Origin of the sequence: Streptomyces sp. NPDC048751 (genome assembly GCF_043198595.1) — a bacterium.
Lineage (GTDB): Bacteria > Actinomycetota > Actinomycetes > Streptomycetales > Streptomycetaceae > Streptomyces.
On record NZ_JBICUX010000002.1, the window covers coordinates 627,003 to 646,413 of the forward strand.

At 68.5% G+C, this 19,411-nt stretch carries 20 protein-coding genes and 3 pseudogenes; 10 read left to right on the forward strand and 13 right to left on the reverse strand.

Annotation, left to right across the window (positions count from 1 at the left end; genetic code table 11):
- Positions 1-166: 166 nt before the first annotated feature.
- Positions 167-787 (forward strand): Uma2 family endonuclease, encoded by a 621-nt coding sequence (locus ACGFNV_RS09810; protein WP_393620915.1) that lies wholly within the window; start codon positions 167-169, stop codon positions 785-787.
- 291 nt (positions 788-1,078) lie between these two features.
- Positions 1,079-2,122 carry a serine hydrolase domain-containing protein gene (locus ACGFNV_RS09815; RefSeq protein WP_393620917.1) on the forward strand — a complete coding sequence of 348 codons (1,044 nt, stop codon included), beginning with the start codon at positions 1,079-1,081 and terminating at the stop codon, positions 2,120-2,122.
- A gap of 15 nt (positions 2,123-2,137) precedes the next feature.
- On the opposite strand, the pseudogene ACGFNV_RS09820 reads toward ACGFNV_RS09815, so the two are convergent.
- The 3 genes and pseudogenes from ACGFNV_RS09820 to ACGFNV_RS09830 all read right to left on the reverse strand — a co-directional run bounded on the left by ACGFNV_RS09820 (position 2,138) and on the right by ACGFNV_RS09830 (position 3,951).
- A pseudogene (locus ACGFNV_RS09820) lies at positions 2,138-2,756 on the reverse strand (Uma2 family endonuclease).
- A gap of 18 nt (positions 2,757-2,774) precedes the next feature.
- Positions 2,775-3,398: a Uma2 family endonuclease gene (locus ACGFNV_RS09825; RefSeq protein ID WP_393620919.1), complete on the reverse strand. Its 624-nt coding sequence runs from the start codon at positions 3,396-3,398 to the stop codon at positions 2,775-2,777.
- 13 nt (positions 3,399-3,411) lie between these two features.
- Positions 3,412-3,951, reverse strand: a complete 540-nt coding sequence (locus ACGFNV_RS09830) for an ATP-binding protein (RefSeq protein WP_393620921.1) — start codon at positions 3,949-3,951, stop codon at positions 3,412-3,414.
- A 239-nt stretch (positions 3,952-4,190) separates the two neighbouring features.
- Between ACGFNV_RS09830 and ACGFNV_RS09835 the strand changes: the two genes are divergently transcribed.
- Both ACGFNV_RS09835 and ACGFNV_RS09840 read left to right on the forward strand, forming a co-directional pair.
- Positions 4,191-5,045: a helix-turn-helix domain-containing protein gene (locus ACGFNV_RS09835; protein WP_393620923.1), complete on the forward strand. Its 855-nt coding sequence runs from the start codon at positions 4,191-4,193 to the stop codon at positions 5,043-5,045.
- Between the two features lie 11 nt (positions 5,046-5,056).
- The gene (locus ACGFNV_RS09840) at positions 5,057-5,245 is read left to right on the forward strand and encodes a DUF397 domain-containing protein (RefSeq protein ID WP_393620925.1); all 189 of its coding nucleotides are present in this window, start codon (positions 5,057-5,059) and stop codon (positions 5,243-5,245) included.
- Between the two features lie 296 nt (positions 5,246-5,541).
- Here the strand turns inward: ACGFNV_RS09840 and ACGFNV_RS09845 are convergent, their stop codons facing one another.
- The 3 genes and pseudogenes from ACGFNV_RS09845 to ACGFNV_RS09855 form a co-directional block, all read right to left on the reverse strand.
- The gene (locus ACGFNV_RS09845) at positions 5,542-5,886 is read right to left on the reverse strand and encodes a DUF2750 domain-containing protein (protein WP_393620927.1); all 345 of its coding nucleotides are present in this window, start codon (positions 5,884-5,886) and stop codon (positions 5,542-5,544) included.
- Positions 5,887-5,928: 42 nt separating this feature from the next.
- Positions 5,929-6,870: a hypothetical protein gene (locus tag ACGFNV_RS09850; RefSeq protein ID WP_393620929.1), complete on the reverse strand. Its 942-nt coding sequence runs from the start codon at positions 6,868-6,870 to the stop codon at positions 5,929-5,931.
- A 749-nt stretch (positions 6,871-7,619) separates the two neighbouring features.
- Positions 7,620-8,994, reverse strand: a pseudogene (locus ACGFNV_RS09855) (RHS repeat-associated core domain-containing protein); the annotation flags it as partial.
- On the opposite strand from ACGFNV_RS09855, the pseudogene ACGFNV_RS09860 reads away from it, so the two are divergent.
- The 5 genes and pseudogenes from ACGFNV_RS09860 to ACGFNV_RS09880 form a co-directional block, all read left to right on the forward strand.
- Positions 8,989-9,666, forward strand: a pseudogene (locus tag ACGFNV_RS09860) (hypothetical protein); the annotation flags it as partial. The pseudogenes ACGFNV_RS09855 and ACGFNV_RS09860 sit on opposite strands and share 6 nt — an antisense overlap.
- 100 nt (positions 9,667-9,766) lie before the next feature.
- Positions 9,767-10,177 (forward strand): VOC family protein, encoded by a 411-nt coding sequence (locus ACGFNV_RS09865; protein ID WP_393620931.1) that lies wholly within the window; start codon positions 9,767-9,769, stop codon positions 10,175-10,177.
- Positions 10,178-10,273: 96 nt separating this feature from the next.
- Positions 10,274-10,678, forward strand: a complete 405-nt coding sequence (locus tag ACGFNV_RS09870; RefSeq protein ID WP_393620933.1) for a hypothetical protein — start codon at positions 10,274-10,276, stop codon at positions 10,676-10,678.
- Complete coding sequence (locus tag ACGFNV_RS09875) at positions 10,675-11,184, forward strand: thiol-disulfide oxidoreductase DCC family protein (protein WP_393620935.1); 510 nt, start codon at positions 10,675-10,677, stop codon at positions 11,182-11,184. The genes ACGFNV_RS09870 and ACGFNV_RS09875 overlap by 4 nt, the downstream gene beginning before the upstream one ends.
- Positions 11,185-11,193: 9 nt before the next feature.
- Positions 11,194-11,934, forward strand: a complete 741-nt coding sequence (locus tag ACGFNV_RS09880) for a TetR/AcrR family transcriptional regulator (RefSeq protein ID WP_393620937.1) — start codon at positions 11,194-11,196, stop codon at positions 11,932-11,934.
- 19 nt (positions 11,935-11,953) lie between these two features.
- On the opposite strand, the gene ACGFNV_RS09885 is transcribed toward ACGFNV_RS09880, so the two are convergent.
- From ACGFNV_RS09885 to ACGFNV_RS09895, 3 genes are all read right to left on the reverse strand, one after another.
- A complete protein-coding gene (locus ACGFNV_RS09885; protein WP_393620939.1) occupies positions 11,954-13,507 on the reverse strand; it encodes an ABC transporter substrate-binding protein in 1,554 nt (517 codons plus the stop codon).
- Between the two features lie 165 nt (positions 13,508-13,672).
- Complete coding sequence (locus ACGFNV_RS09890) at positions 13,673-14,929, reverse strand: metallophosphoesterase (RefSeq protein ID WP_393620941.1); 1,257 nt, start codon at positions 14,927-14,929, stop codon at positions 13,673-13,675.
- Between the two features lie 16 nt (positions 14,930-14,945).
- Positions 14,946-15,185 carry an SCO4848 family membrane protein gene (locus ACGFNV_RS09895; protein WP_030043237.1) on the reverse strand — a complete coding sequence of 80 codons (240 nt, stop codon included), beginning with the start codon at positions 15,183-15,185 and terminating at the stop codon, positions 14,946-14,948.
- A 115-nt stretch (positions 15,186-15,300) separates the two neighbouring features.
- On the opposite strand from ACGFNV_RS09895, the gene ACGFNV_RS09900 reads away from it, so the two are divergent.
- Entirely contained in the window at positions 15,301-16,590 is a 1,290-nt protein-coding gene (locus tag ACGFNV_RS09900; protein WP_393620943.1) for a D-alanyl-D-alanine carboxypeptidase family protein, read from the forward strand.
- Here ACGFNV_RS09900 and ACGFNV_RS09905 read toward each other — a convergent pair.
- From ACGFNV_RS09905 to ACGFNV_RS09920, 4 genes are read right to left on the reverse strand one after another with little or no spacing between them, the layout of a single operon-like run.
- On the reverse strand, positions 16,544-17,485 hold the full coding sequence (locus ACGFNV_RS09905; RefSeq protein WP_393620945.1) for a YihY/virulence factor BrkB family protein: 942 nt from the start codon (positions 17,483-17,485) through the stop codon (positions 16,544-16,546). The two genes, ACGFNV_RS09900 and ACGFNV_RS09905, sit on opposite strands and share 47 nt — an antisense overlap.
- Entirely contained in the window at positions 17,473-17,907 is a 435-nt protein-coding gene (locus tag ACGFNV_RS09910) for a GtrA family protein (RefSeq protein WP_393620947.1), read from the reverse strand. The genes ACGFNV_RS09905 and ACGFNV_RS09910 overlap by 13 nt, the downstream gene beginning before the upstream one ends.
- Entirely contained in the window at positions 17,901-18,878 is a 978-nt protein-coding gene (locus tag ACGFNV_RS09915) for a decaprenyl-phosphate phosphoribosyltransferase (RefSeq protein ID WP_393620949.1), read from the reverse strand. Before ACGFNV_RS09915 ends, ACGFNV_RS09910 begins: the two co-directional genes overlap by 7 nt.
- Positions 18,871-19,401: a phosphatase PAP2 family protein gene (locus ACGFNV_RS09920; RefSeq protein WP_393620951.1), complete on the reverse strand. Its 531-nt coding sequence runs from the start codon at positions 19,399-19,401 to the stop codon at positions 18,871-18,873. The genes ACGFNV_RS09915 and ACGFNV_RS09920 overlap by 8 nt, the downstream gene beginning before the upstream one ends.
- Between the last annotated feature and the right edge of the window lie 10 nt (positions 19,402-19,411).

Sequence of the window (19,411 nt, forward strand, 5' to 3'; positions counted from 1 at the left end):
GTCGTTTTCCTTCGTACGTCTGTGAGGGCCCCGCTTCCCGGTTTGCGCCGGGGGTGGGGCCCTCGGGCGTGCCACGCCACGATCGGGTGAACGTGATCATCGCGGGCGCGGGGGCGCCCACCGTCCTACGATGATGCTCTCGACACCAGCCCCCAGGAGGCACGCGATGTCCGCCGCATCCGTCGAGCAGCCCTTCGACGACGACCGGCCGTTCTCACTGACGGCCATCGCCGACGAGATCATGGAGCGTCATCCGGGCTACCGCGTCGAGATCATCGGAGGCCACCTCCTCGTGACCCCATCACCAGACGCCCCGCATGCCCGTGCGCTGACAAAGCTCATGCGGCCGTTCATCGCCGCAGGACTGGACGACGGCGAAACGGAGGTCCTACAGAACGTCGGGCTCTGGCTCCCCACCGGCGCCGAGGATTACGCCATCCCCGACCTCGTGATCGTCGACGCCGACATCGACGACCACTTCGTGCAGAACAACGCGTACGACCCGGCCTGCTTCCGCCTGGTCCTTGAGGTCACCTCCAGCAACTGGAAGGACGACCTCAAGACCAAGGTCGCCGCCTACGCCGAGGCCAAGGTGCCCGTCTACGTCGTCGTCGACCGCAAGCACCAGCGCGTCCACGTCCTCACCGAGCCGATCGTCGGCGGGTACGACAACCACCAGTTCTACTCCCCCGGCCAGTCCGTCACCCTCCCCGACTCGATCGGCGCCGAGGTCACCCTGAACGTGGCCGAGACCCTCAAGGCGGGCCAGCCGAAGACGAACGACTGAGCCGGGGGTCGTGGTGCGGCATCGGCGGCTTTGTGCCAACGCGCAACCCGTCCGACTGCCCCCACCCTCATCATTGCGGGCACGAACCCGCCAACTTCCCCTTCTGTCAGGGGTGGCTCAGGGCTGTGCCAGGGAACGTGTCAGGGATCTTCCCGATGCCGGGTCCCACAGGAGGCTGTGAGACTCATGCGCATGGCGAACTCATCGTTACGCGGGGGACATCGAGGCGGAGCCCTGGCAGTCGCAGCCGGCGCCGTGTCGGCCGTCCTGGCGCTCGGGACCCTACCGGCGATGGCGATCGGGTCGGGGCCGATCTCCGGCCCAACCTCAACTGCCCAGCACCCGGCACTGGACGAGACGGCTCTGCGGGCGGCCCTCTCCGGCCTCCCCGACCCGAACGTGACGGGCGGCCTGATCCGGGTGACCGGACGGGACGGCCGCTGGACAGGCACCGCGGGCCCCTCCATCCCCTCCCCCGCCGCGCACTTCAGAATCGGCAGCATCACGAAGATCTTCACGTCCACGGTCGTGCTGCAGTTGACCGCCGAGGGACGCCTGAGCCTGAACGACACGGTCCGGGACCTGCTGCCGGGCCTCCTCCCCTCCGAGTACCACCCCATCACCATCGGCCAGTTGCTCAGTCACACCAGCGGCCTCCAGATCCCCGTCTGCGCCAAGCAGAACGTCCCCCCGAGGGAGGTGGTCGAGTCGGCCCTGTCCTGCGGACACCCGACCGAACCCGGCAAGGTCACCCAGTACAACGGCATCAACTACTTCATCGCGGGCCTGATCGTGGAGAAGGTGACGGGCCACTCGTACGGCGACGAGGTCCACGCCCGCATCCTGCGCCCCCTGCACCTGCGCGACACCTCGGTGCCGGCCCTGGACGACTGGTCGATACCGGCGCCGTACACGCGGGGAGCGATCGTGCAGCCCGGCTCGGGCACGGTGTCGGACTCCGACGGCCTGACGGACGTGAGCGTCCAGAGCCCGTACGCCTGGGCCGAGGGCGGCATGATCTCCAACGCCCCGGACCTGTCCCGCTTCTTCACGGCCCTCTACCGGGGCCGTCTCCTACCGCCCGCCCAGCAGAAGACCCTCTTCACCCTCCCCACCGGAGTCACCGGCGACAAACAGTTCAGCTACGGCGGCCTCCAGCGCACGGTCCTCCCCAACGGCACCACCGTCTGGGGCAAGAGCGGCTCCTACCCCGGCTACACGAGCGGCGTCTTCGCCACCCGAGACCTGCGCCGCGTCCTGGTGTACTCCCTCAACCCGACGGGCCGGACGCCGGAGCTGCCGTATGTGATGCGGATCGCTGAGGCGGCGTTCTGAGCGCGGCGCTGTGCTTCAGGACTCGCCCCCGCGTCGGTTGATCGCTGTCAGGTCGATCTCGACGTCGAACGGAACAGACACTTTGAGCCGATCATGGAAGATGCCGGTGAGACCGTAGGACTTCGTTGCCGGGTCGAGTTCGTAGACGTGGACGACGGGAATGCCGCTGTCGTCCTGCTCGACCCGCCAGAAGTGATGGACCCCGGCTGCCGCGTACTTACACGGCTTTACCTCGCGGTCACGTTCCCGGGAGTCGGCCGAGACGGCTTCGACGGCGAGGACGATGTGCTCGGGCTCGTACCAGGTCTGGTCGGGACCAGTGACCGCCTCCACGGCGAACACCACGATGTCCGGCTCCGGCCAGCTCTTGTTGTCCAGCCTGACTGTCATTTCCCGGTCGACATCGATGTGGTCCGGAACCTGCGCCAGCAACGCGTTGTCCAGCAGGCGCGCAGTGCGCACGTGGAACGCGGTCTGCGGACTCCTCGCGACGAGACTCCCGTAGATCAACTCCGTATGCGACGGCAGGCCCGGAATCCGGTCAAGGTCGTCCGAGGTCCAGCCCTTCCGGGGGCGGGATCGGCCACCGGTACGCCAACTCATCCTCCAGCCCGTCGTCGGACGCGGCGCTCACCAGTACTCCCTCGTACACTCACTCAATTACCTGGCGTGAGGCGTCCTCGGAGTCGCCGACGAACTCCGACGTGTCGAGCTCGAAGTCGAACGGGGCGGGAACATGCAGGGACCGTCCGAACGGGATGTTGGTGCGTGATCGGTACCCCTTGGGGGACGGATCCCAGAACGCGTTGATCTCCTGCATCTTCATGTCGAGCAGCAGATACACGGGCACGACACGGCCATACGTGTCCAGCTTGTCCAGCCAGTCGACGTCCTTGGTGGAGTCGGAGGTCAGCTCGGCCACGAGGGAGAGCGCCTCGCCGTCGGCGTGCCTGCCGTCAGCGTCGAAGGCGGCTTCGTCAGCGATATGGAGATCAGGGCCGAACGCACGTTCTGATCCAGGAAAGGTGAAGAGGAAGGGCGCCACGTCGACGTCATGCCCTTCCGGGGCATGGCGCTCCAGCTGAAGCCGCAGCGACTTCATCACCTTCTTGTAGCGCAGCTTCGACCACGGCGACACGACGATCTTCCCCCGAATGAGCTCGGCCTTGTAGCCAGCCGGTGTGTCCATCTGCTCGACAATCCGGAGCATGTCCTCGAATGCTCCGGGCTGAGCAGCGTTTATGGCTGTCGGACGCTCGGCCATGATGGTCACCACGGTCCTCCACTGATTACAGAGCGTGTCGCGTTCCCACGATAGCGCCGGGCTCCTCTGCCCGCCCGGCTCTCGGAACCGGCGCGACCGCACTGCTGTCGGCCGGGTACCCGACCTCGCACCACAGCAGTTTGCCGCCCCGCCCGAAGAGGTCGTTACCGAGCGGGTAGCCACCCCAGGCTTGCGCGTAATGGCAGACGAGGAACAGCCCACGCCCACCGTCTGCATCCGCCGGGACGGGGCGGAGGGGACCGGACCGCTTGTCGAAGGGCGGCGGGATGTGCGGGTTGGCGTCCCAGACGCTCACCCGTAGTCGGCTCCGACCCAGGCCTTTGAGACAGAGAGTCGCGGGACCGGTGGAGTACCGGTAGGCGTTGGTGACCAGCTCGGAGGCCAACAGTTCAGCCGTGTCCTGCACTTGGGTCATGCCGTGCCCGGCGACGACAGCTCGGAGGGTGACCCTGGCGATGCGCGCGGCCCGTGGGTCGTGGGGCAGTTGCAGCGCGTATGCCCATGTTGGAACCTCTTCGCACTCCGACGGGGATACGGTGACCATGAACGCCTCCTGCGGTGGGGGGACTTGGTTCGCTCGAGGCCCCGTCGACCGGTGGCAGTGCCGCGCACGTGAGGAGCAGCGCGGTGCGCTTCCGGGTTATCGGTGGGCCAGTTGAGCGGCTTGACCATCACCGTAGGTCACTTCATGGACTACATTCCGCGATGTACAGGGAAAATAGTCCTTATTACCCTCGCCTGGGTGACCCACACGACGCACGTACGAACGGGAAGTCGCAGCCGATGCCGCAACCGAGCCCCCTCCCCACCGCCCGGCGTCGCCGCCTCGGGGCCGAACTGCGCAGGCTGCGCGAGCGGGCTGATCTGTCCGCCACTCAGGCCGCCGCGCTCGTCGGAGCGACGCAGTCCCGCGTGAGCAACATCGAGGCGGGACGCTACGGAGTGAGCGCCGACCGCGTCCGCGCCATCGCCCGGCACTACGACTGCACCGACGAGCCCCTGATCGACGCGCTCACCACACTGACCGGCGAGCGCCGGCGCGGCTGGTGGGAGGAGTACCGGGACATCCTGTCTCCCCGCGTCCTGGACCTGACGGAGGTCGAACACCACGCCACGGCCCTGCGGGTGGCCCACGTCATCAACATCCCCGGCCTGCTCCAAACCGCAGAACACGCCCGCGCGCTGTTCAGCCACACCGTGCCACCCCTGAAGCCGCACGAGATCGAGCACCGCGTCTCACACCGCATCAAGCGCCAGGAGATCCTGCACCGCGAACAGCCCCCGCCCTACAGGGCGATCATCCACGAAGCCGCACTCCGCATGCGTGTCGGGGACCGCGCGACGGTCCGGGCCCAACTCCACCACCTCAACGAGATGAGCGACCTGGAGCACGTCACGATCACCGTGATCCCCTTCGACAGTGGCCCCTTCCATACCTCGGGCCAGGGCATCGACTACTTCCACGGCCCGGTACAGCAACTGGACACCGTCCAACTCGACACCGACCATGGCGCAGAACTCATCGACTCACCGGCCCAGTTGGAGCGCTACCGCCTGATTCTGGACCGCACGACCCAAGCGGCCCTACCTCCAGCCAAGTCCCGCGACTTCATCCACCAACTCGCCCAAGCCCTGTGAAGGAGCCCACCATGCCCGAACTGCACTGGCAAAAGTCCACCTTCAGCCAGGAGGCGTCCGCCTGCATCTACATCGCTACCGCCCCCGAGGGGACGACCCTCCTACGAGAAAGCGACGATCCGGAAACCATCCTCACTACCAGCCCCCGTCAGATAGGAGCACTGATAGCCACCCTGCGATCCGGACGCCGCATTGGTTGATCCGGTAGCACGATCATGCCGGGCGGCAGAACACTGGTCAGAGAGGACGCTTTACGGAGCTCACTGCTACTCACATCCCACACCACACAAGGTAGTTCGCCACCGCCACTCCGCGGTACTCCCGGACGTCCGCGTGGCTTGGAGGAGCAGCGCCTCGTTGGCAGAGCGGCGACGGAGTGGAAGGTGCCGGAGGGGCGCAGAGCGTCGGCACCGCCCAGTACGTGCCACCTTCCTCAACCTACGATGCGACTCATCTGCCAGCGGCGACCGCGCGCTCTGGCGAGCGATCCCGTGAGCTAGTCAGCCGCCGCCAGCCGGTTGAGAACTTCCATCGGGGTGAAGCTCCAGCCGACGAGGCGCGGTCCGCTCCAGTTGATGCCGATCATGTATCCCTCTTGGGCGGCTTCAGGCAGATCGCGATCACACCAGGCATCCAGGGACATGGATTCAACACGTAGCCCATGCCCCCAGATCTTCGCCGCCCTCTGGGCCCGGGCTGAGGTCGACCAGTAGGGAAGACTTCGCGTGCCGTCCGCGGAGAGGGGAGCCGGGCTTCCCTCGTCATCCCGAACAAACCAGACCACTTCACTCTGACGGGCATCTCGGAAGAATGCTGCCGCTTGCGAACCGCTCTGACTCATGCCACGAGCCTAGCGTTCCCCATCGCTCATTTGTTAGTGGTTCTAAGCCGGTAGCACGATCATGTCGGGCGGCGGCAAGCCCGGCAAAGGAGCCGGCTTGCGGAACTCACCACTGATCAGCACGTCCCGCATCACACGATGGACCTTCGCCACAGCTGCTCCGCGGTACTCCCGGAACGTTGGGGTGGCCTGAAGCAGCAGCGCCTGGTTAGGCAGAGCTGTAACGGAGTGGAAGGCGCCGGAAGCCCGCAAGGCGTCGGCGCCGCCCAGCGTACGGGCGACCTGCTCAGGGACAACCATAAGCCACGAGTAGCCACGCAAATGCGATTTCCAATGAGGTGTGTTAGCCGTCGGGTCGCCGTCGCTACCTCTCAGGAAGTATTCCAACTCGGTCTCCTCACAGGCATGCCTGTAGGAAACATGCCCGAAGACCACGTTATATCGATCACAGGCCCACCGGACGGTCCGCAGGAGGTTATCCTGCACAGCCGAGGCACCCTTCGGCGCGCGCAGATCTTGTTCGTCCATTTCCACAATCAACTTCACGTATTCCGGAAGGTCGTCGTCGAATTTGGCGGCGAGGTCGAGGTCTGATTCGCCAATCTCCCCGTCCTGTCTGAACACACCGCTCGTCACTGAGATCGATTCGGCTCGGTCGACTATGGCTTGCCTCAGCCAAGGCAGGACGTCCAGGGTGTAAGGGTTGTAACGGACCTCGAGTGTGTCCTGCGGTGCCACAGCAACACACCCCCATCGGTTGGCCCCGCCGCGCCGGCTCAAAGCAGGGTAGCTCAATGACCCCTTCTTGGAGATCCGATATCGCCCGACCTCCCTTAGGATGTCCCTCCCCGCGAATTCCCGCACCCCATCCGTAAGCCACTGGGCCGCACACTCGGACAGTCTGACCTGGTCAGTGTCGAACACAGTCAGTTCGATCACCAACGCATGAGAGAGGTTGGCGTTGAGAGAGCTGATGATATCCACTTGTTCACCCTACTCAAGGCCGAAGGGACTGGTCACCATCTTCCCCAGCACGTACACGGTGCCCGCCGCCATGGCAGACCACGCGATTTGCCTCTGTTGTGCGGGGGTAGGCTGCCACACCTGGATGGTAAGCGGAGCTGGGACGGTAGAGGGCTCCATGCCCTTGGGAGTTCGGGTGGACTGTTTGCGCGTCCACCAGCCGACGACCCCCTCGTAACGACGGTCCGTGTGCGGCGAACCGACCCTTGCTCTCGTCGACTGCATGACCAGCTGCTGCTTCGGGTTCAGCGGATCCATGGTCGCCATTTGCGGGAGCTCAAAGCCCCGCTGGACGGTTTTTCCATACTTACGCTGCTCCTTCCCCATTGCGTTGACATAGCGCCTTAGTTGAGCCGGTGCAGCTTTTTCAGCAGTCTTAGCCGACTTCACCTCCCAAATAAAAATGTAGTCGTCGAAGTAAACGACAATGTCCGCAAATCCATCCTTGGTCTTACCGGTACCGCCGTTGGGGATTTTCACACCGGTACTTACTTGTACTGCGGGATTCTGCCAGTAGAAGGCTCGGAGATACGTGGCTATGGTCTTCACAGCTGCATTGTGGCGGATCGTGTCCTCTCGAATTTCAGCAGGGTCTCGACCATTATTCCCAGACGTCGCTTTGCTGGCACTGCTTGGCGCGCTGCCGCTGCCGCTGCCGGATGTGTACGAGGGCGTATCCGTGTTTTGACCATAGCCGTCACATATATCTTTCGGGCAAAGGCCGGTCGGGTCACTGCTGCTGATCGGGCTGTTCTTCGCGTAGCTGTACCCGTTGATCTGAAGCGGGTCAGTGAGATCGATGATCGGGTCCGCTGACAAAAAGCGGCCCGAGGCCTGGTCGTACTCGCGGGCGCCGATGTGGGTCAGACCTGTAGTCGCGTCGTCGATGCCCGTGCCGACGTAGCTGCGCTTGTTCGGCCAAGCCGTCGGCTTCGCCCCCCGTACCTCGCCGTACGGCTTGAACGCCCGGCGGGTGACCGTCTGGCCGGAGGCCACGTCGACCGACGTGTTGGCCGTGCCGAGATGGTCGGCGAGCAGGACGCTGAGCTTGTGGCCGGTCGTCGAGCCGTTGGTCGTCGTGCGGACGACCGTGGGGGCACCGGCCTGGGCGTACGAGCGGGACGCCTTGGTGATCGTGCCCGAGGCGTTCGTCGTTAGTTCCGTCTCGCCCAGGTACAGCGTCGAGCCGGAGGGCGAGTTCTCCAGGATGCGGTTGCCGTCGGCGTCGTAGACGTACGTCGTCTTCGTGCCGGCGTTGGTGATCGAGTCCAGCTTGTTCTCGGAGGACCAGGCCAGGTCCTGGGTGGTGCCGGGCAGGTTGCGGTCCGTCGTGTTGCCCGTGGCGTCGTACTTGTACGTGCTGCCCTTGCCCGTCGGGGACGAGGTGACCGAGGTCATCGTGTGGGGTTGGGCTGTGCCGCCGTAGGCGTAGGTGTACTTGACGTTCTTCGTCGGGTCGGATGTGTCGTGGTCCGTCCACGTCGCGCGGTTGCCGATCCAGTCGAAGGTGAAGGACTGGCGGTAGGCGGTGCCGCCGGTGGAGACGGCGGTGGAGGCCGGGGCGGCGGCCGCGAGGCTCGCGGTGAGGGCGGAGTCGGGCGTCGTCGCGTCGTCCGCCTCGTCCGGGGCGTCCGCCACCGGGCCCGACGACGTCGCGTAGTCGGTGCGGTAGCCCCATGACGTGCCGTTGGCCGCCTTGCAGCCCGTGCCGTTGCCCGTCGGCGTGATGTTCGACGTCCAGGCGTGCACCAGCTCGCCCATGACGTCGTACGTGAAGCACTGGGTGTCCCAGGGCCCCTCGGACAACTTACGGGCGTTGGACGTGATCGTGCCCGAGACGTCGTAGGAGTAGTAGCTGTCCGTGATGCGGTGCGGGTCCGCGGTCTCGCGGTCTGTCACCGTGCGTTGCAGGGAACCTGTGTGCGGGTCGACGAAGTTCGTCGTCCACACGCGGTGGGGCTGGGAGCCGGAGACGGTGCGGAGCACCTCGCCGTACGGCGAGTATGTGGCGTCGGCCGTGTACCAGGTCAGGCCCGATGTCGACTCCGGCAGGCCGTCGCCGTTGTAGCGGGTGACCACCTCATCTACGGGGGCGACGGGCTCCAGGACCTCGTCGTCCGGGTCGGGGGCAGGCTCTGGGTGTACCCCGGCGACGGCTACGGCGCGGTCGACATCGACAAGCGCCGGGAGATCCTGCTGCCGACGGGTGCACCGAGTCCTTCCGCACTCACCCAGATCATCGCCACGGGTGACATCACCGGCGACGGCCGCACCGACTTCCTCGCCACCGTCGGCGACGAGTTGTGGGCCCTCACCGGCTACCACGGGGCGACCGTCGACCAGGCGATCCGCCTCGCCGGATCCGCCTGGACCGACCGCGACCTGGTCACCGTCGGGGATGTCAGCGGCGACGGAGTCGCCGACCTCGTCTACCGGAGCGACGCGTCCGCACGACTCCTGCTCCGCAGGGGCATCGCCGCGAGCGGTGGCGGAACCGACCTGAGCTCCCTCGCGGCCGCCGCCGACTCCGCCGACGGCGAGGACGGCGTCTACGGCTCCTCCGGCTGGTCGAGCGCCGGCATCCCGTTCGTCATGGGGACGCCGGACGTCAACGGCGACTCCGTCCCCGACGTGTGGACCGTGCGCTCGGACGGGTCCGTGCGGTTCTACGCCGGCGGGAAGACCGTTCTGCCGGGCGGAGGTACGGAGGTCGTCGCTCCGGCCGGCTACTGGGCGAAGCGCATCGCCGTCGGCTGACCCCTCACGGAACGCTGACCCGAGGGCCGTCGGACTCCCCGTCCGGCGGCCCTCGGCCTGTCTCCCCCGGCACCCACCCCCGCCCACCTAATCTGATGGCATGTCAGATGAAGAGTCGTACGAGCTGCTCGGCTTCGACAACGTGCTGTTGCCGGTCGGGGATCTCGATGAGGCCGTGGGGTTCTACGAGCGGGCGGGGTTCGTGCTCGGGTTCCGGCTCGAGGAGGCCGGGATCGCGTTGCTGAAGGTGGGAGGCGAGACGGCCGGGATTCTGCTGCGGCAGGAGGAAGGGCTGGGGCAGAGGCCACCCGTGTGGCCGGCTCCGCGAGTGTGGCTGGAGGTGACGGACGCGCGGGTGGCGGCGCGGAGGCTGGGCGATGCGGGGATTCCGCCGTTCGACGGGCCGTTCTCAGTCGCCACCGGGTGGACCGTCGAGGTCGCCGATCCCTGGGGCAACGTCATCGGGTTCACGGACTACTCCAAGCGGCCCGAGTTGGGGCGCCGGCCCTGACGCAAGCCCCACCCCACAACCTTGTTGAACATGTTCAAAAACAGGTCTACAGTCCCCCTTGTCAGCGTTTTGAACGCGTTCAAGAAGGGGTGGGGCATGGACCGCACCGTCATCGCCTACGTCATCTACCTGGTCGTCAGCATCGCGCTGACCGTCTGGGTGGCCCGCACGCTCAGCCGCAACGGGCGGATCTTCCTGGCCGACGTCCTGCACGGCAACGAGAAGCTCGCCGACGCCGTCAACCACCTCCTGGTCGTCGGCTTCTACCTCGTCAACCTCGGCTTCGTGGCGCTGTATCTGAGTGGCGACGACACCATCACGGACACGCGCGGGATCTTCGAGGCCCTGTCGACCAAGCTGGGCGTGGTGCTGCTGGTGCTCGGGGTGATGCACCTGGGCAACGTGTACGTGCTCAACAAGATCCGGCGGCGGGGAATGATGGAGCGGGAGCAGGTGCCGCCCGTGGCGCCGCAGGGCTGGGTCGGGACGCAGGGGGCGTGAGCGCCGTGACCACCACCGAGGGCCGGGGTGCCGAGCGCGCCCCGGTCCGCCGGCTCACCGTGCTGTACGACGCCGAGTGCGGCCTGTGCACGCATCTGCGCGACTGGCTCGTACGACAGCCCCAGCTGGTGCCGCTGGAGATGGTGCCGGCGGGGTCGGAGGAGGCCCGGCGGCGCTTCCCCGGGCTCGACCACCGGGCCACCCTCGACGAGGTCACCGTCGTCGGCGACTCGGGGCAGGTCTACCGGGACGCCGCCGCCTGGATCGTCACCCTGTGGGCGCTGCGCGAACACCGGCCGCTCGCCCACCGGTTGAGCACCCCGGCCGGGGCCCGGCTCGCCAGGGGCGCGGTGCTGGCCGCCGCCAAGTGGCGCGGGGCTCAGCAGGGCGGAGCGCAGTGGGGCGGGCAGGTGTATCGCAGGTCGGACGGGTGGTCGTACCACCCGAGCACCGGCTGGAGCTGGTCTCCGCCGGGCTGTGACAGCGGCGGCTGCGTCAGTCGTTAGGCTCCTTACGTGCCTGAGAACCACGACGGCCCCGCTCAGGGCCCCGCCCAGACCAAGTCCGAGCAGACCCGTGCGCTGATCCTCGAGACCGCGATGCGGCTGTTCCAGGAGCGGGGGTACGACAAGACGACCATGCGGGCCATCGCCAAGGAGGCCGGGGTCTCGGTCGGCAACGCGTACTACTACTTCGAGGGCAAGGAACACCTGATCCAGGGCTTCTACGACCGTCTCGCCGCCGAACACCGGGCGGCGGTCCGTGAGGTCCTGGACCGGGAGACCGACCTCGGGGAGCGGCTCGCGGGGGTGCTGAGGGTCTGGCTGGACGTCGCCACGCCGTACCACGAGTTCGCCGTGCAGTTCTTCAAGAACGCCGCCGACCCCGACAGCCCGCTCAGTCCCTTCTCGCCCGAGTCGGAGCACGCGCGCGTGGAGGCGATCAGCGTGCACCGGGAGGTGCTCGCGGGGGCGAAGACCAAGGTGCCGGAGGAACTCCGCGACATCCTCCCCGAGCTGATGTGGCTCTCCCAGATGGGACTCGTCCTGTACTGGATCTTCGACCGGACCGAGGGGCGCGAGCGGAGTTACCGGCTGGCCGAGCGGGGGGCCCGCCTCACCGCACGGGGTGTCGTACTGGCCCGGTTCCGGGTGCTGCGGCCGCTGGTGCGGGAGGTGCACGAGCTGTTCACGGACTTCCTGCCGGGGATGACGAAGGCGCTGCCGGATCCTGCCAAGAAGCAGGCCGGCGGCTGACACACCCCCGGCACCCGGGTCAGATCCAGTTCAGCTTCCACAGGCGGAAGACACCGTCGCCGTCGTCGAGGTACTGCCCGCCGCCCACGTCCTCGCTGGTGACGACGTACTCCTTGCGCTGCCACAGCGGGATCACCGGGACGTCGTCTGCGACGGTCGTCTGGAGGTCGCGGAAGTCCTGGGCGACCGCGCCGCGGTCGGCGTACTGGCGGCTGTCCTTGATGAGGTGGTCGACGGTCTTGTTGCTGTAGCCGGTGTTCATGGTGCCGGCCGTGCCGACGAGCGGGGCGGCGAAGGTGTCCGCGTCGGGGTAGTCGGCGACCCAGCCGACGGCGTACGCGTCGAGCTTGCCGGTGGCCCAGCGCTTCTGGAAGTCGGTCCACTCGTAGCCCTTGACGGTGACCTTGAACAGGCCGGTCGCCTCCAGTTGCCGCTTCAGCTCCTTGGCCTCGTCGGCGGCGGAACCGCTGCCCAGGCCGTAGCCGTAGGTGAAGCGGACGGGCAGGCTCACTCCGGCCTCGGTGAGGAGTTTGCGGGCCTGGGCCGGGTCCTGCTTGGGGTAGTCGTCGAAGTAGGACGTGGTGTGGCCGGTGATGCCGGTCGGGACGAGGGAGTACAGGGGGTCGACGGTTCCGTCGTAGACGGTCGCGGCGAGCTGTTCGCGGTCGATGAGCCAGGCCATGGCCTGGCGGACGCGGACGTCGTGCAGGGGTGAGCCCTTGCGGGTGTTGAAGTAGAGGTTGCGGGTCTCGGAGCTGTCGGCCTCGGAGACGCGGCTGGCTGGGTCGCTGGGGTTGAGGGCGGCGAGCACCTTGGGCGGCAGCTGCCGACTGGCGACCTGCACCTGCTTGGCGTTCCAGGCCTTGTCGAGGGCCTCGCCGTCGGCGTAGTAGCGAAGGTCGATCGGCGGCCCCGGCTTCACCGCGCCCTTGTAGGCGCCGTAGGGCTCGAGCCCGGCCGTGCGGCCCTTCTTGTACGAACTCAGCTCGTACGGGCCGGTGCCGTCGACGGAGCTGCCGGTGCGCAGGGAGGCCGACGGGTAGCGGGTGCGGTCGACGATCGAGCCGGCGCCGGTGGCCACCTTGAACGGGAAGGTGGCGTCCGCGGAGGACAGGTGGAAGGTGACGGTCATGCCGTCGGCGTCCACGGACTGGAGGGTGGAGAGCAGGGAGGCCGGGCCGACGTCGGAGTTGATCTTCTTGACCCGGTCGAAGGAGTACTTCACGTCCTCGGCGGTCATCCCGCGGCCGCTGGGGAACTTCAGCCCGTCGCGCAGTTCGCAGCGGTAGGTGCGCAGGCCGCGGCCCTGGAAGCCGCAGTGCTTCGCCGCGTCCGGCACGGGCTCGGCGCCGCCCGGCTCGAACGTCAGCAGGGTCTGGAAGACGTTGCTGAACAGGGCCCAGGAGCCGGCGTCGTAGGCGCCGGCCGGGTCGAGCGAGGTGACGGTGTCCGTCGTGCCGACGCTGATGGTCCTGCCCGTGTCCGCCTGCGACGGCAACAGCTGCCAGCCGCCGACTCCCGCGGCCGCCAGCACCAGCAGTCCCGCGAGAACGCGCATGCGAACTGATCGCATGGTGGTGTGCCTCCAAGATGCCACTCCCCTAAGTGGCGCGGCTCACCTAACCACATGGGTTTCAACCGGGGGAAGAGGATTCGGGTGAGATGAGAAAGCTCTTACCCATGGGTGTTTCGGGGGTGTTTCTCAGCTTTCTCCGAAGAGGCACGGTCGTGTGTACGGTCACGCCTGCTTCGACGCCAGTTCGATCACCGTGATGTCCGAGGGGGCACCCACGCGGGTGGGCGGGCCCCAGGCGCCGGCGCCGCGGGAGACGTAGAGCTGGGTGTCGCCGTAGCGGTCCAGGCCGGCCAGGGTCGGGTTCGCGGCGGCGGCGATGAGGTTTCCGGGGAAGAGCTGGCCGCCGTGGGTGTGGCCGGAGAGCTGGAGGTCGACGCCGTGCTTCACGGCGTCGTGGATCTGCACCGGCTGGTGGGCGAGCAGGACGCACGCGCGCGTGGTGTCACGGTCGTCGAGGGCCTTGGCGAAGTCGGGGCCCTGGCCGTCGCTCTCACCGGCGATGTCGTTGACGCCCGCCAGGTCGAACCACGGCAGCTCGGTGCGGGCGTTCTCCAGCGGGTGCAGGCCCAGGCGGCGTACCTCCTCGACCCACTGCTCGGCGCCGGAGAAGTACTCGTGGTTGCCGGTGACGAAGAACGCCCCTTGCCGTGCCCGCAGTTGCCTCAGGGGCGCGGCGGCCGGGCCGAGGTCCTTGACGCTGCCGTCGACCAGGTCGCCGACTACCGCGATCAGGTCGGGCTGGGTCCCGTTGATCGTGTCGACGACCTTCTGGGCGAAGCCGCGTCCGAGGACCGGGCCCAGGTGGATGTCGCTGACGACGGCGATGCGGTAACCGTGCGCCGCGCGGGGCAGCTTGGCCAGCGGGACGGTGACCCGCTTCACCCTCGGGCCGCGCAGGACGCCGTAGGTGCCGTAGCCGACCGTGCCGACAGCGGCCGCCGCGGCCGCGCCGCCGACCACGCGGGAGACGAAGAGGCGGCGGGAGGGGGCCGCCAGCAGTACCTCTTCAGGTGCCTCAGTGGCTTCTGGCTGCTCGGTGGCCGTCTCGTTGGCCGCGCCCGAGCGCACCCGCTCCGGTCGCGGTACGGCGGTCACGGCGGCCGGGGCCCGTCTCTCCAGGTAGCGCCGCAGCAGCGGTCGTACGGCCTCGCCGATCACCACCGCGAGCAGCAGGTATATCGACAGCGCCAGCCACAGGAAGCCCGGCCAGGCCATGACCTGCTGGAGCCAGAACGGGGCTCCCGTGCGTTCACCGACGAGCGCGCCGATGGCAAGGATCCAGCCACCCGCGATCACCGCGGCGCCGGTGCGGCGCGCCCGGCCCGGCCCCCGGGTGGTGTCGCGGAACAGACGGCGCCACAGGTACCAGTTGCCCGTCACCAGCACGGCGAGCGCGAGCAGCGCGAAAAGGATGACCACGGTGTCGGTTCCCCCGTTATGACGTTCGGCGCAGTGCGCGCACTCCGCGCAACCCGATGCCCCCGACGACCGTCCCCAATACGAAGGAGACGACGGCCAGCAGCAGGTGGACCCAGAAGTACGCCGTGGGGTGGCCGTCGTCGAAGGCGAGCCCGCTGCTGTCCTTGATCAGGTTCTTGACGAAAGTGACCCAGATGACCCAGCTCCACACTCCGAAGGCGAGCAGGAACCAGGAGACCGGGCGGCTGAGTTTCACGAGCGCTGACCTTTCATCGCTGATGCGTTCAGTATCGCCTCACGGTGTCCGGTTCCATGACCGGGGTGGCGAGGGCGGCGGGACTTCCCGGCGGGCGGAAGGTACGTTCTCCGTCGTGCCCGCACCCAAGAAGACCGTCAGGCGATCCCTGCTGGTCACCTCCACCCTCGTGTCCCTCGCGCTGACCGCGCCCGTCGCCGTGGCGGCCCCGAAGCCGTCACCGAAGCCGTCGGCGAGCCCCTCCGCCACTCCCCCGGCCGGCATGTCGTCCGTCGGCGGCACCCGCCTCGGGCAGCCGGGGACACAGGTGAACCTGGGCAGCGGTGTTCCGGTGCTGCCGAAGGACCTCACCGCCCGGTCGTGGATCGTCGCGGACGCGGAGTCGGGCGAGGTGCTCGCCTCGCACAACTCCCACTGGCGGCTGCCCCCGGCGAGCACGCTGAAGATGCTGTTCGCGGACACGGTGCTGCCGAAGTTCCCCAAGACCACCCCGCACAAGGTGACCCGGGAGGACCTGGAGGGCATAGGGGCCGGCTCCAGCATGGTCGGGATCAAGGAGGGCGAGACCTACACGGTCCACGACCTGTGGCTCGGTGTGTTCCTGCGCTCCGGCAACGACGCCGTCCATGTGCTGTCGAAGATGAACAAGGGAATCGGCAACACCGTTCGGGAGATGAACGAGCACGCCGAGGAGCTCCAGGCCCTCGACACGCACGTGGTGAGCCCCGACGGCTACGACGCGGCGGAGCAGGTCTCCTCGGCGTACGACCTGACGCTGTTCGCCCGTTCCGGGATGCAGAAGAAGGACTTCCGCGAGTACTGCTCGACGCTTCGCGCCAAGTTCCCGGGCGCGACGACGAAGGACAAGAAGGGCAAGCCGACCCGGGGGTCCTTCGAGATCCAGAACACCAACCGGCTGCTGACCGGCGACTACGACATCTCCCAGTACCCGGGCATCGCGGGCGTCAAGAACGGCAACACCACCAACGCGGGCGCCACCTTCACGGGGGTCGCCGAGCGTGACGGCCGGGTGCTGCTGGTCACGGTCATGAACCCGGAGAAGAGCGGCCACAACGAGGTCTACAAGGAGACCGCCGCCCTGTTCGACTGGGGCTTCAAGGCGGCCGGCAAGGTCACGCCGGTGGGCGAGCTGGTGCCGCCCAAGGGCGCCGTTTCGAGCGCTCAGCCCGACACGAGCGACGAGGGACAGGCCGGCGGGGGCGCCGGTGGCACCGGAAACGCCTCCGGCAAGCCCGTCGCGGCGGCCGCCTCGACCAAGAACGGCGTGGGCGGCGTCGGGACGGCGCTGGGCATCGCCGGCGGGGTGTTGCTGCTGCTCGCGGGCGGGGCGTTCCTGGTCAACCGCCGGTGGCCGCTGCCGGACCTGGTACGCCGCCGCCGCTGACGGGCTGGGGCTCGGGTTGGGGCTCCTCCAGTGTGACGCCCTCCTCCTGTTTGCTGCCGGTCGCCGTCCAGGCGGCGCAGAACAGCACGAGCTTCGAGGTGAAGTTGATCCACAGCAGCAGGGCCACGGGCACGCCGAAGGCGCCGTACATGCTCTTCGCGGCGATGCCCTGCATATAGCCGCTGAGCAGCAGCTTCAGCAGTTCGAAGCCGACCGCGCCGACGAGGGCGGCGACGAAGAGGCGGCGCCGGGTCGGTTCGACGCCGGGCAGCAGGGTGAGGGCGTACAGCAGGAGCAGGAAGTCGGCGAGTACGGCGACGGTGAACGCGGCGACCTGCAGGAGGAGGCGGCCCCAGCCGTGCTCGTCCAGGCCCATCTGGTCGGCCCCCCAGCCGACGGCGGCGGAGGCGAACGTGGACGCGCCGAGCGTGACCAGCACGGCGCCACCGAGGCCGACGAGGACGCCCATGTCCTTGGCCTTGCGCACGAGGGGGTTCTCCTCGCTGTCGTCCAGCTCCCACACCGCGCGCAGACAGTCGCGCACCTGGCCGACCCAGTTGATGCCGGTGAACAGCAGGACGGCGCCCGCGATGAGGCCGATGGTGCCGGCGTTCTGGACCAGGTTGCCGACGTCGAGCTGCTCGGAGATGCCGGGCACCTGGTCGGTGATCTTGTCCTCCAGCCGCTTCTGCGCGCCGGAGTTGAGTGTGGCGGCGGCGACCGCTGCGGCCACGGTCAGCAGCGGGAAGAGCGCGATGAAGCTGACGAAGGTCATCGCGGCGGCCAGCCGCGTCCACTTCACGCGGTCCAGCCGTTCGTACGACCTCCACGCGTGCGTGGCCATCAGGCGCGTGACGTACGGCCCGATTCCGGGGAGCCTTTTCAGCCAGTCCATGATCCGACCCTGCCCTCGTCGGGGAACACCCATGTACGGGTACCCCAGAACCGCAGGACAGTGGCCAGTGCCATGCCGATTCCGGCGCCGGAGACCGTGTCCGCGCGCTGCGAGGTGAGGCCGAGGCCGTAGTGACTCACGGTGAGGCAGAGGAGCTGCACGAGGGCGCCGGCGACGTTCACCGCGAAGAAGACGGCGTACGGGCGCAGGCCCCGCACGCGCGCGTGCCGGTAGGTGCCGAGCGCGTTGCCCAGGTACGCGACGGTGCAGCCGGCGAGGAAGGACAGGGCCTTGGCGGCGAGCGGGCCGAGACCGGCGGGGCCGCGCAGCCAGGTGAACAGGGCGAGGTCGGTGGCGTACGCGAGCAGGCCGACAGAGGCGAAGCCCAGCAGCTCGCTCCGCCGGGGCGCCGGCTTCACCAATTGGCCACCGCCAGCCCGTACATCGCGATCCAGACCAGGCCGATGACGGCGAGCGCGCGGTCGCGCAGGACGACGTCCTCGGGTTCGCCCGCGGTGCCGCGGTCGGCGAAGACGGCGTATCTGAGGACGGCCAGGATGAAGGCGACCATGGACAGCTGGCGCCAGGGCAGCACGCTGGTGTGCGGGACGCCGCCCTCCTCCAGGGCCCACAGGCAGTAGCCGAGGACGGCGACCGAGGCGGCGAGCTGCCAGACGAAGCGGAGGTAGCCGGTGGTGTACTCGGTGAGCAGCGCGCGTGTGGCGCCCGCTTTTCCGGCCATCTGGACCGCTTCGGAGTAGCGCTTGGCCGCCACCATGAACAGCGCGCCGAAGCCGGTGGTGATCAGGAACCAGCGCGAGAGCGGGATGCCGAGCGCGAGCCCGCCGACCATGGCCCGCATGAGGAAGCCGGTGGTGACGACGGCGAGGTCGACCACCAGGACGTGCTTGAGGCTGACGCAGTACGCCAGTTGCATGCCGATGTAGGCGGTCAGCAGGGCCGCGACGACGGGTGAGGTCAGCCAGGCCGCGGCGACGGGCGCCAGGGCCCCCAGGGCCCCTCCGACGGCGTAGGCGACGGACACCGGGACCTGTCCGGCGGCGACCGGGCGGTGCCGTTTGGTGGGGTGGGCGCGGTCGGCGTCGGCGTCGCGGGCGTCGTTGACCAGGTAGACGGCGGCCGCGCAGGCGGTGAACAACGCGAACACGAGGGCTAGTTGGGTGAGGGCTTGGACGGAGAACAGCCGTCCCGCGGCGGCCGGGGCGGCCACGACCAGGGTGTTCTTGACCCACTGCTTGGGGCGGGCGGTCCTGAGGAGGCCGAGCAGCAGGGTGCCGGGGCCTCGGCGTGAGGGTGCGGGGCGCTGCTCGGGCCGGGTGTGCTGTTCGGGGAGGGCGGCCGCGGTGTCGTGCAGGGGCGCGGTCTCAGTCATGCGTGCCCGCCCCCGCCCCGGGCGTGCTGCGGCCCATCCAGCGCGCCCCGGCGCGCGCGGTGAGCGCCCCGAGGGCCGCGCCGGCCGCGACGTCCGACGGGTAGTGGACGCCGACGACCAGGCGGGAGAGGCACATCGCGGCGGCGAGCGGTGTGACGACGTGGGCTCCCAGTGCTCCGAAGGCGACGGCGGCGGCAGCGGCGGAGGTGGCGTGGGAGCTGGGGAAGGAGTGCCGCCCGGCGGTGCGTACCAGGGGCTCGACGTGTGCGGGGCGCGGGCGGCGCACGATCCGCTTCACGCCCATGCTGGCGAGGTGCGCGCCCGCGGTGAGCGCCGTGGCGCGCAGCCAGGCGCCGCGCCGGGAGCGGTCCACGGCCGCTCCGGTCAGGCCCGCCGCCAACCACAGCGCACCGTGTTCGCCGGCTCGGGACAGGGCGCGCGCGGCGCCCGCGATCCTCGGGTCGGTGCCGCAGGCGTGGAGCGCCGAAAGGATGCGGTGGTCCATGTCGTCGAGGTCGTCCATGTGGACTCAC

What these genes read in the sequence shown, in the direction of transcription:
- ACGFNV_RS09905 (WP_393620945.1), bottom strand. Translation starts at nt 17,485, where the DNA reads ATGGACTGGCTGAAAAGGCTCCCCGGAATCGGGCCGTACGTCACGCGC.
- ACGFNV_RS09920 (WP_393620951.1), bottom strand. Translation starts at nt 19,401, where the DNA reads ATGGACGACCTCGACGACATGGACCACCGCATCCTTTCGGCGCTCCAC.
- ACGFNV_RS09870 (WP_393620933.1), top strand. Translation starts at nt 10,274, where the DNA reads ATGGACCGCACCGTCATCGCCTACGTCATCTACCTGGTCGTCAGCATC.
- ACGFNV_RS09830 (WP_393620921.1), bottom strand. Translation starts at nt 3,951, where the DNA reads ATGGTCACCGTATCCCCGTCGGAGTGCGAAGAGGTTCCAACATGGGCA.
- ACGFNV_RS09840 (WP_393620925.1), top strand. Translation starts at nt 5,057, where the DNA reads ATGCCCGAACTGCACTGGCAAAAGTCCACCTTCAGCCAGGAGGCGTCC.
- ACGFNV_RS09865 (WP_393620931.1), top strand. Translation starts at nt 9,767, where the DNA reads ATGTCAGATGAAGAGTCGTACGAGCTGCTCGGCTTCGACAACGTGCTG.
- ACGFNV_RS09885 (WP_393620939.1), bottom strand. Translation starts at nt 13,507, where the DNA reads ATGCGATCAGTTCGCATGCGCGTTCTCGCGGGACTGCTGGTGCTGGCG.
- ACGFNV_RS09810 (WP_393620915.1), top strand. Translation starts at nt 167, where the DNA reads ATGTCCGCCGCATCCGTCGAGCAGCCCTTCGACGACGACCGGCCGTTC.
- ACGFNV_RS09815 (WP_393620917.1), top strand. Translation starts at nt 1,079, where the DNA reads ATGGCGATCGGGTCGGGGCCGATCTCCGGCCCAACCTCAACTGCCCAG.
- ACGFNV_RS09835 (WP_393620923.1), top strand. Translation starts at nt 4,191, where the DNA reads ATGCCGCAACCGAGCCCCCTCCCCACCGCCCGGCGTCGCCGCCTCGGG.
- ACGFNV_RS09915 (WP_393620949.1), bottom strand. Translation starts at nt 18,878, where the DNA reads ATGACTGAGACCGCGCCCCTGCACGACACCGCGGCCGCCCTCCCCGAA.
- ACGFNV_RS09845 (WP_393620927.1), bottom strand. Translation starts at nt 5,886, where the DNA reads ATGAGTCAGAGCGGTTCGCAAGCGGCAGCATTCTTCCGAGATGCCCGT.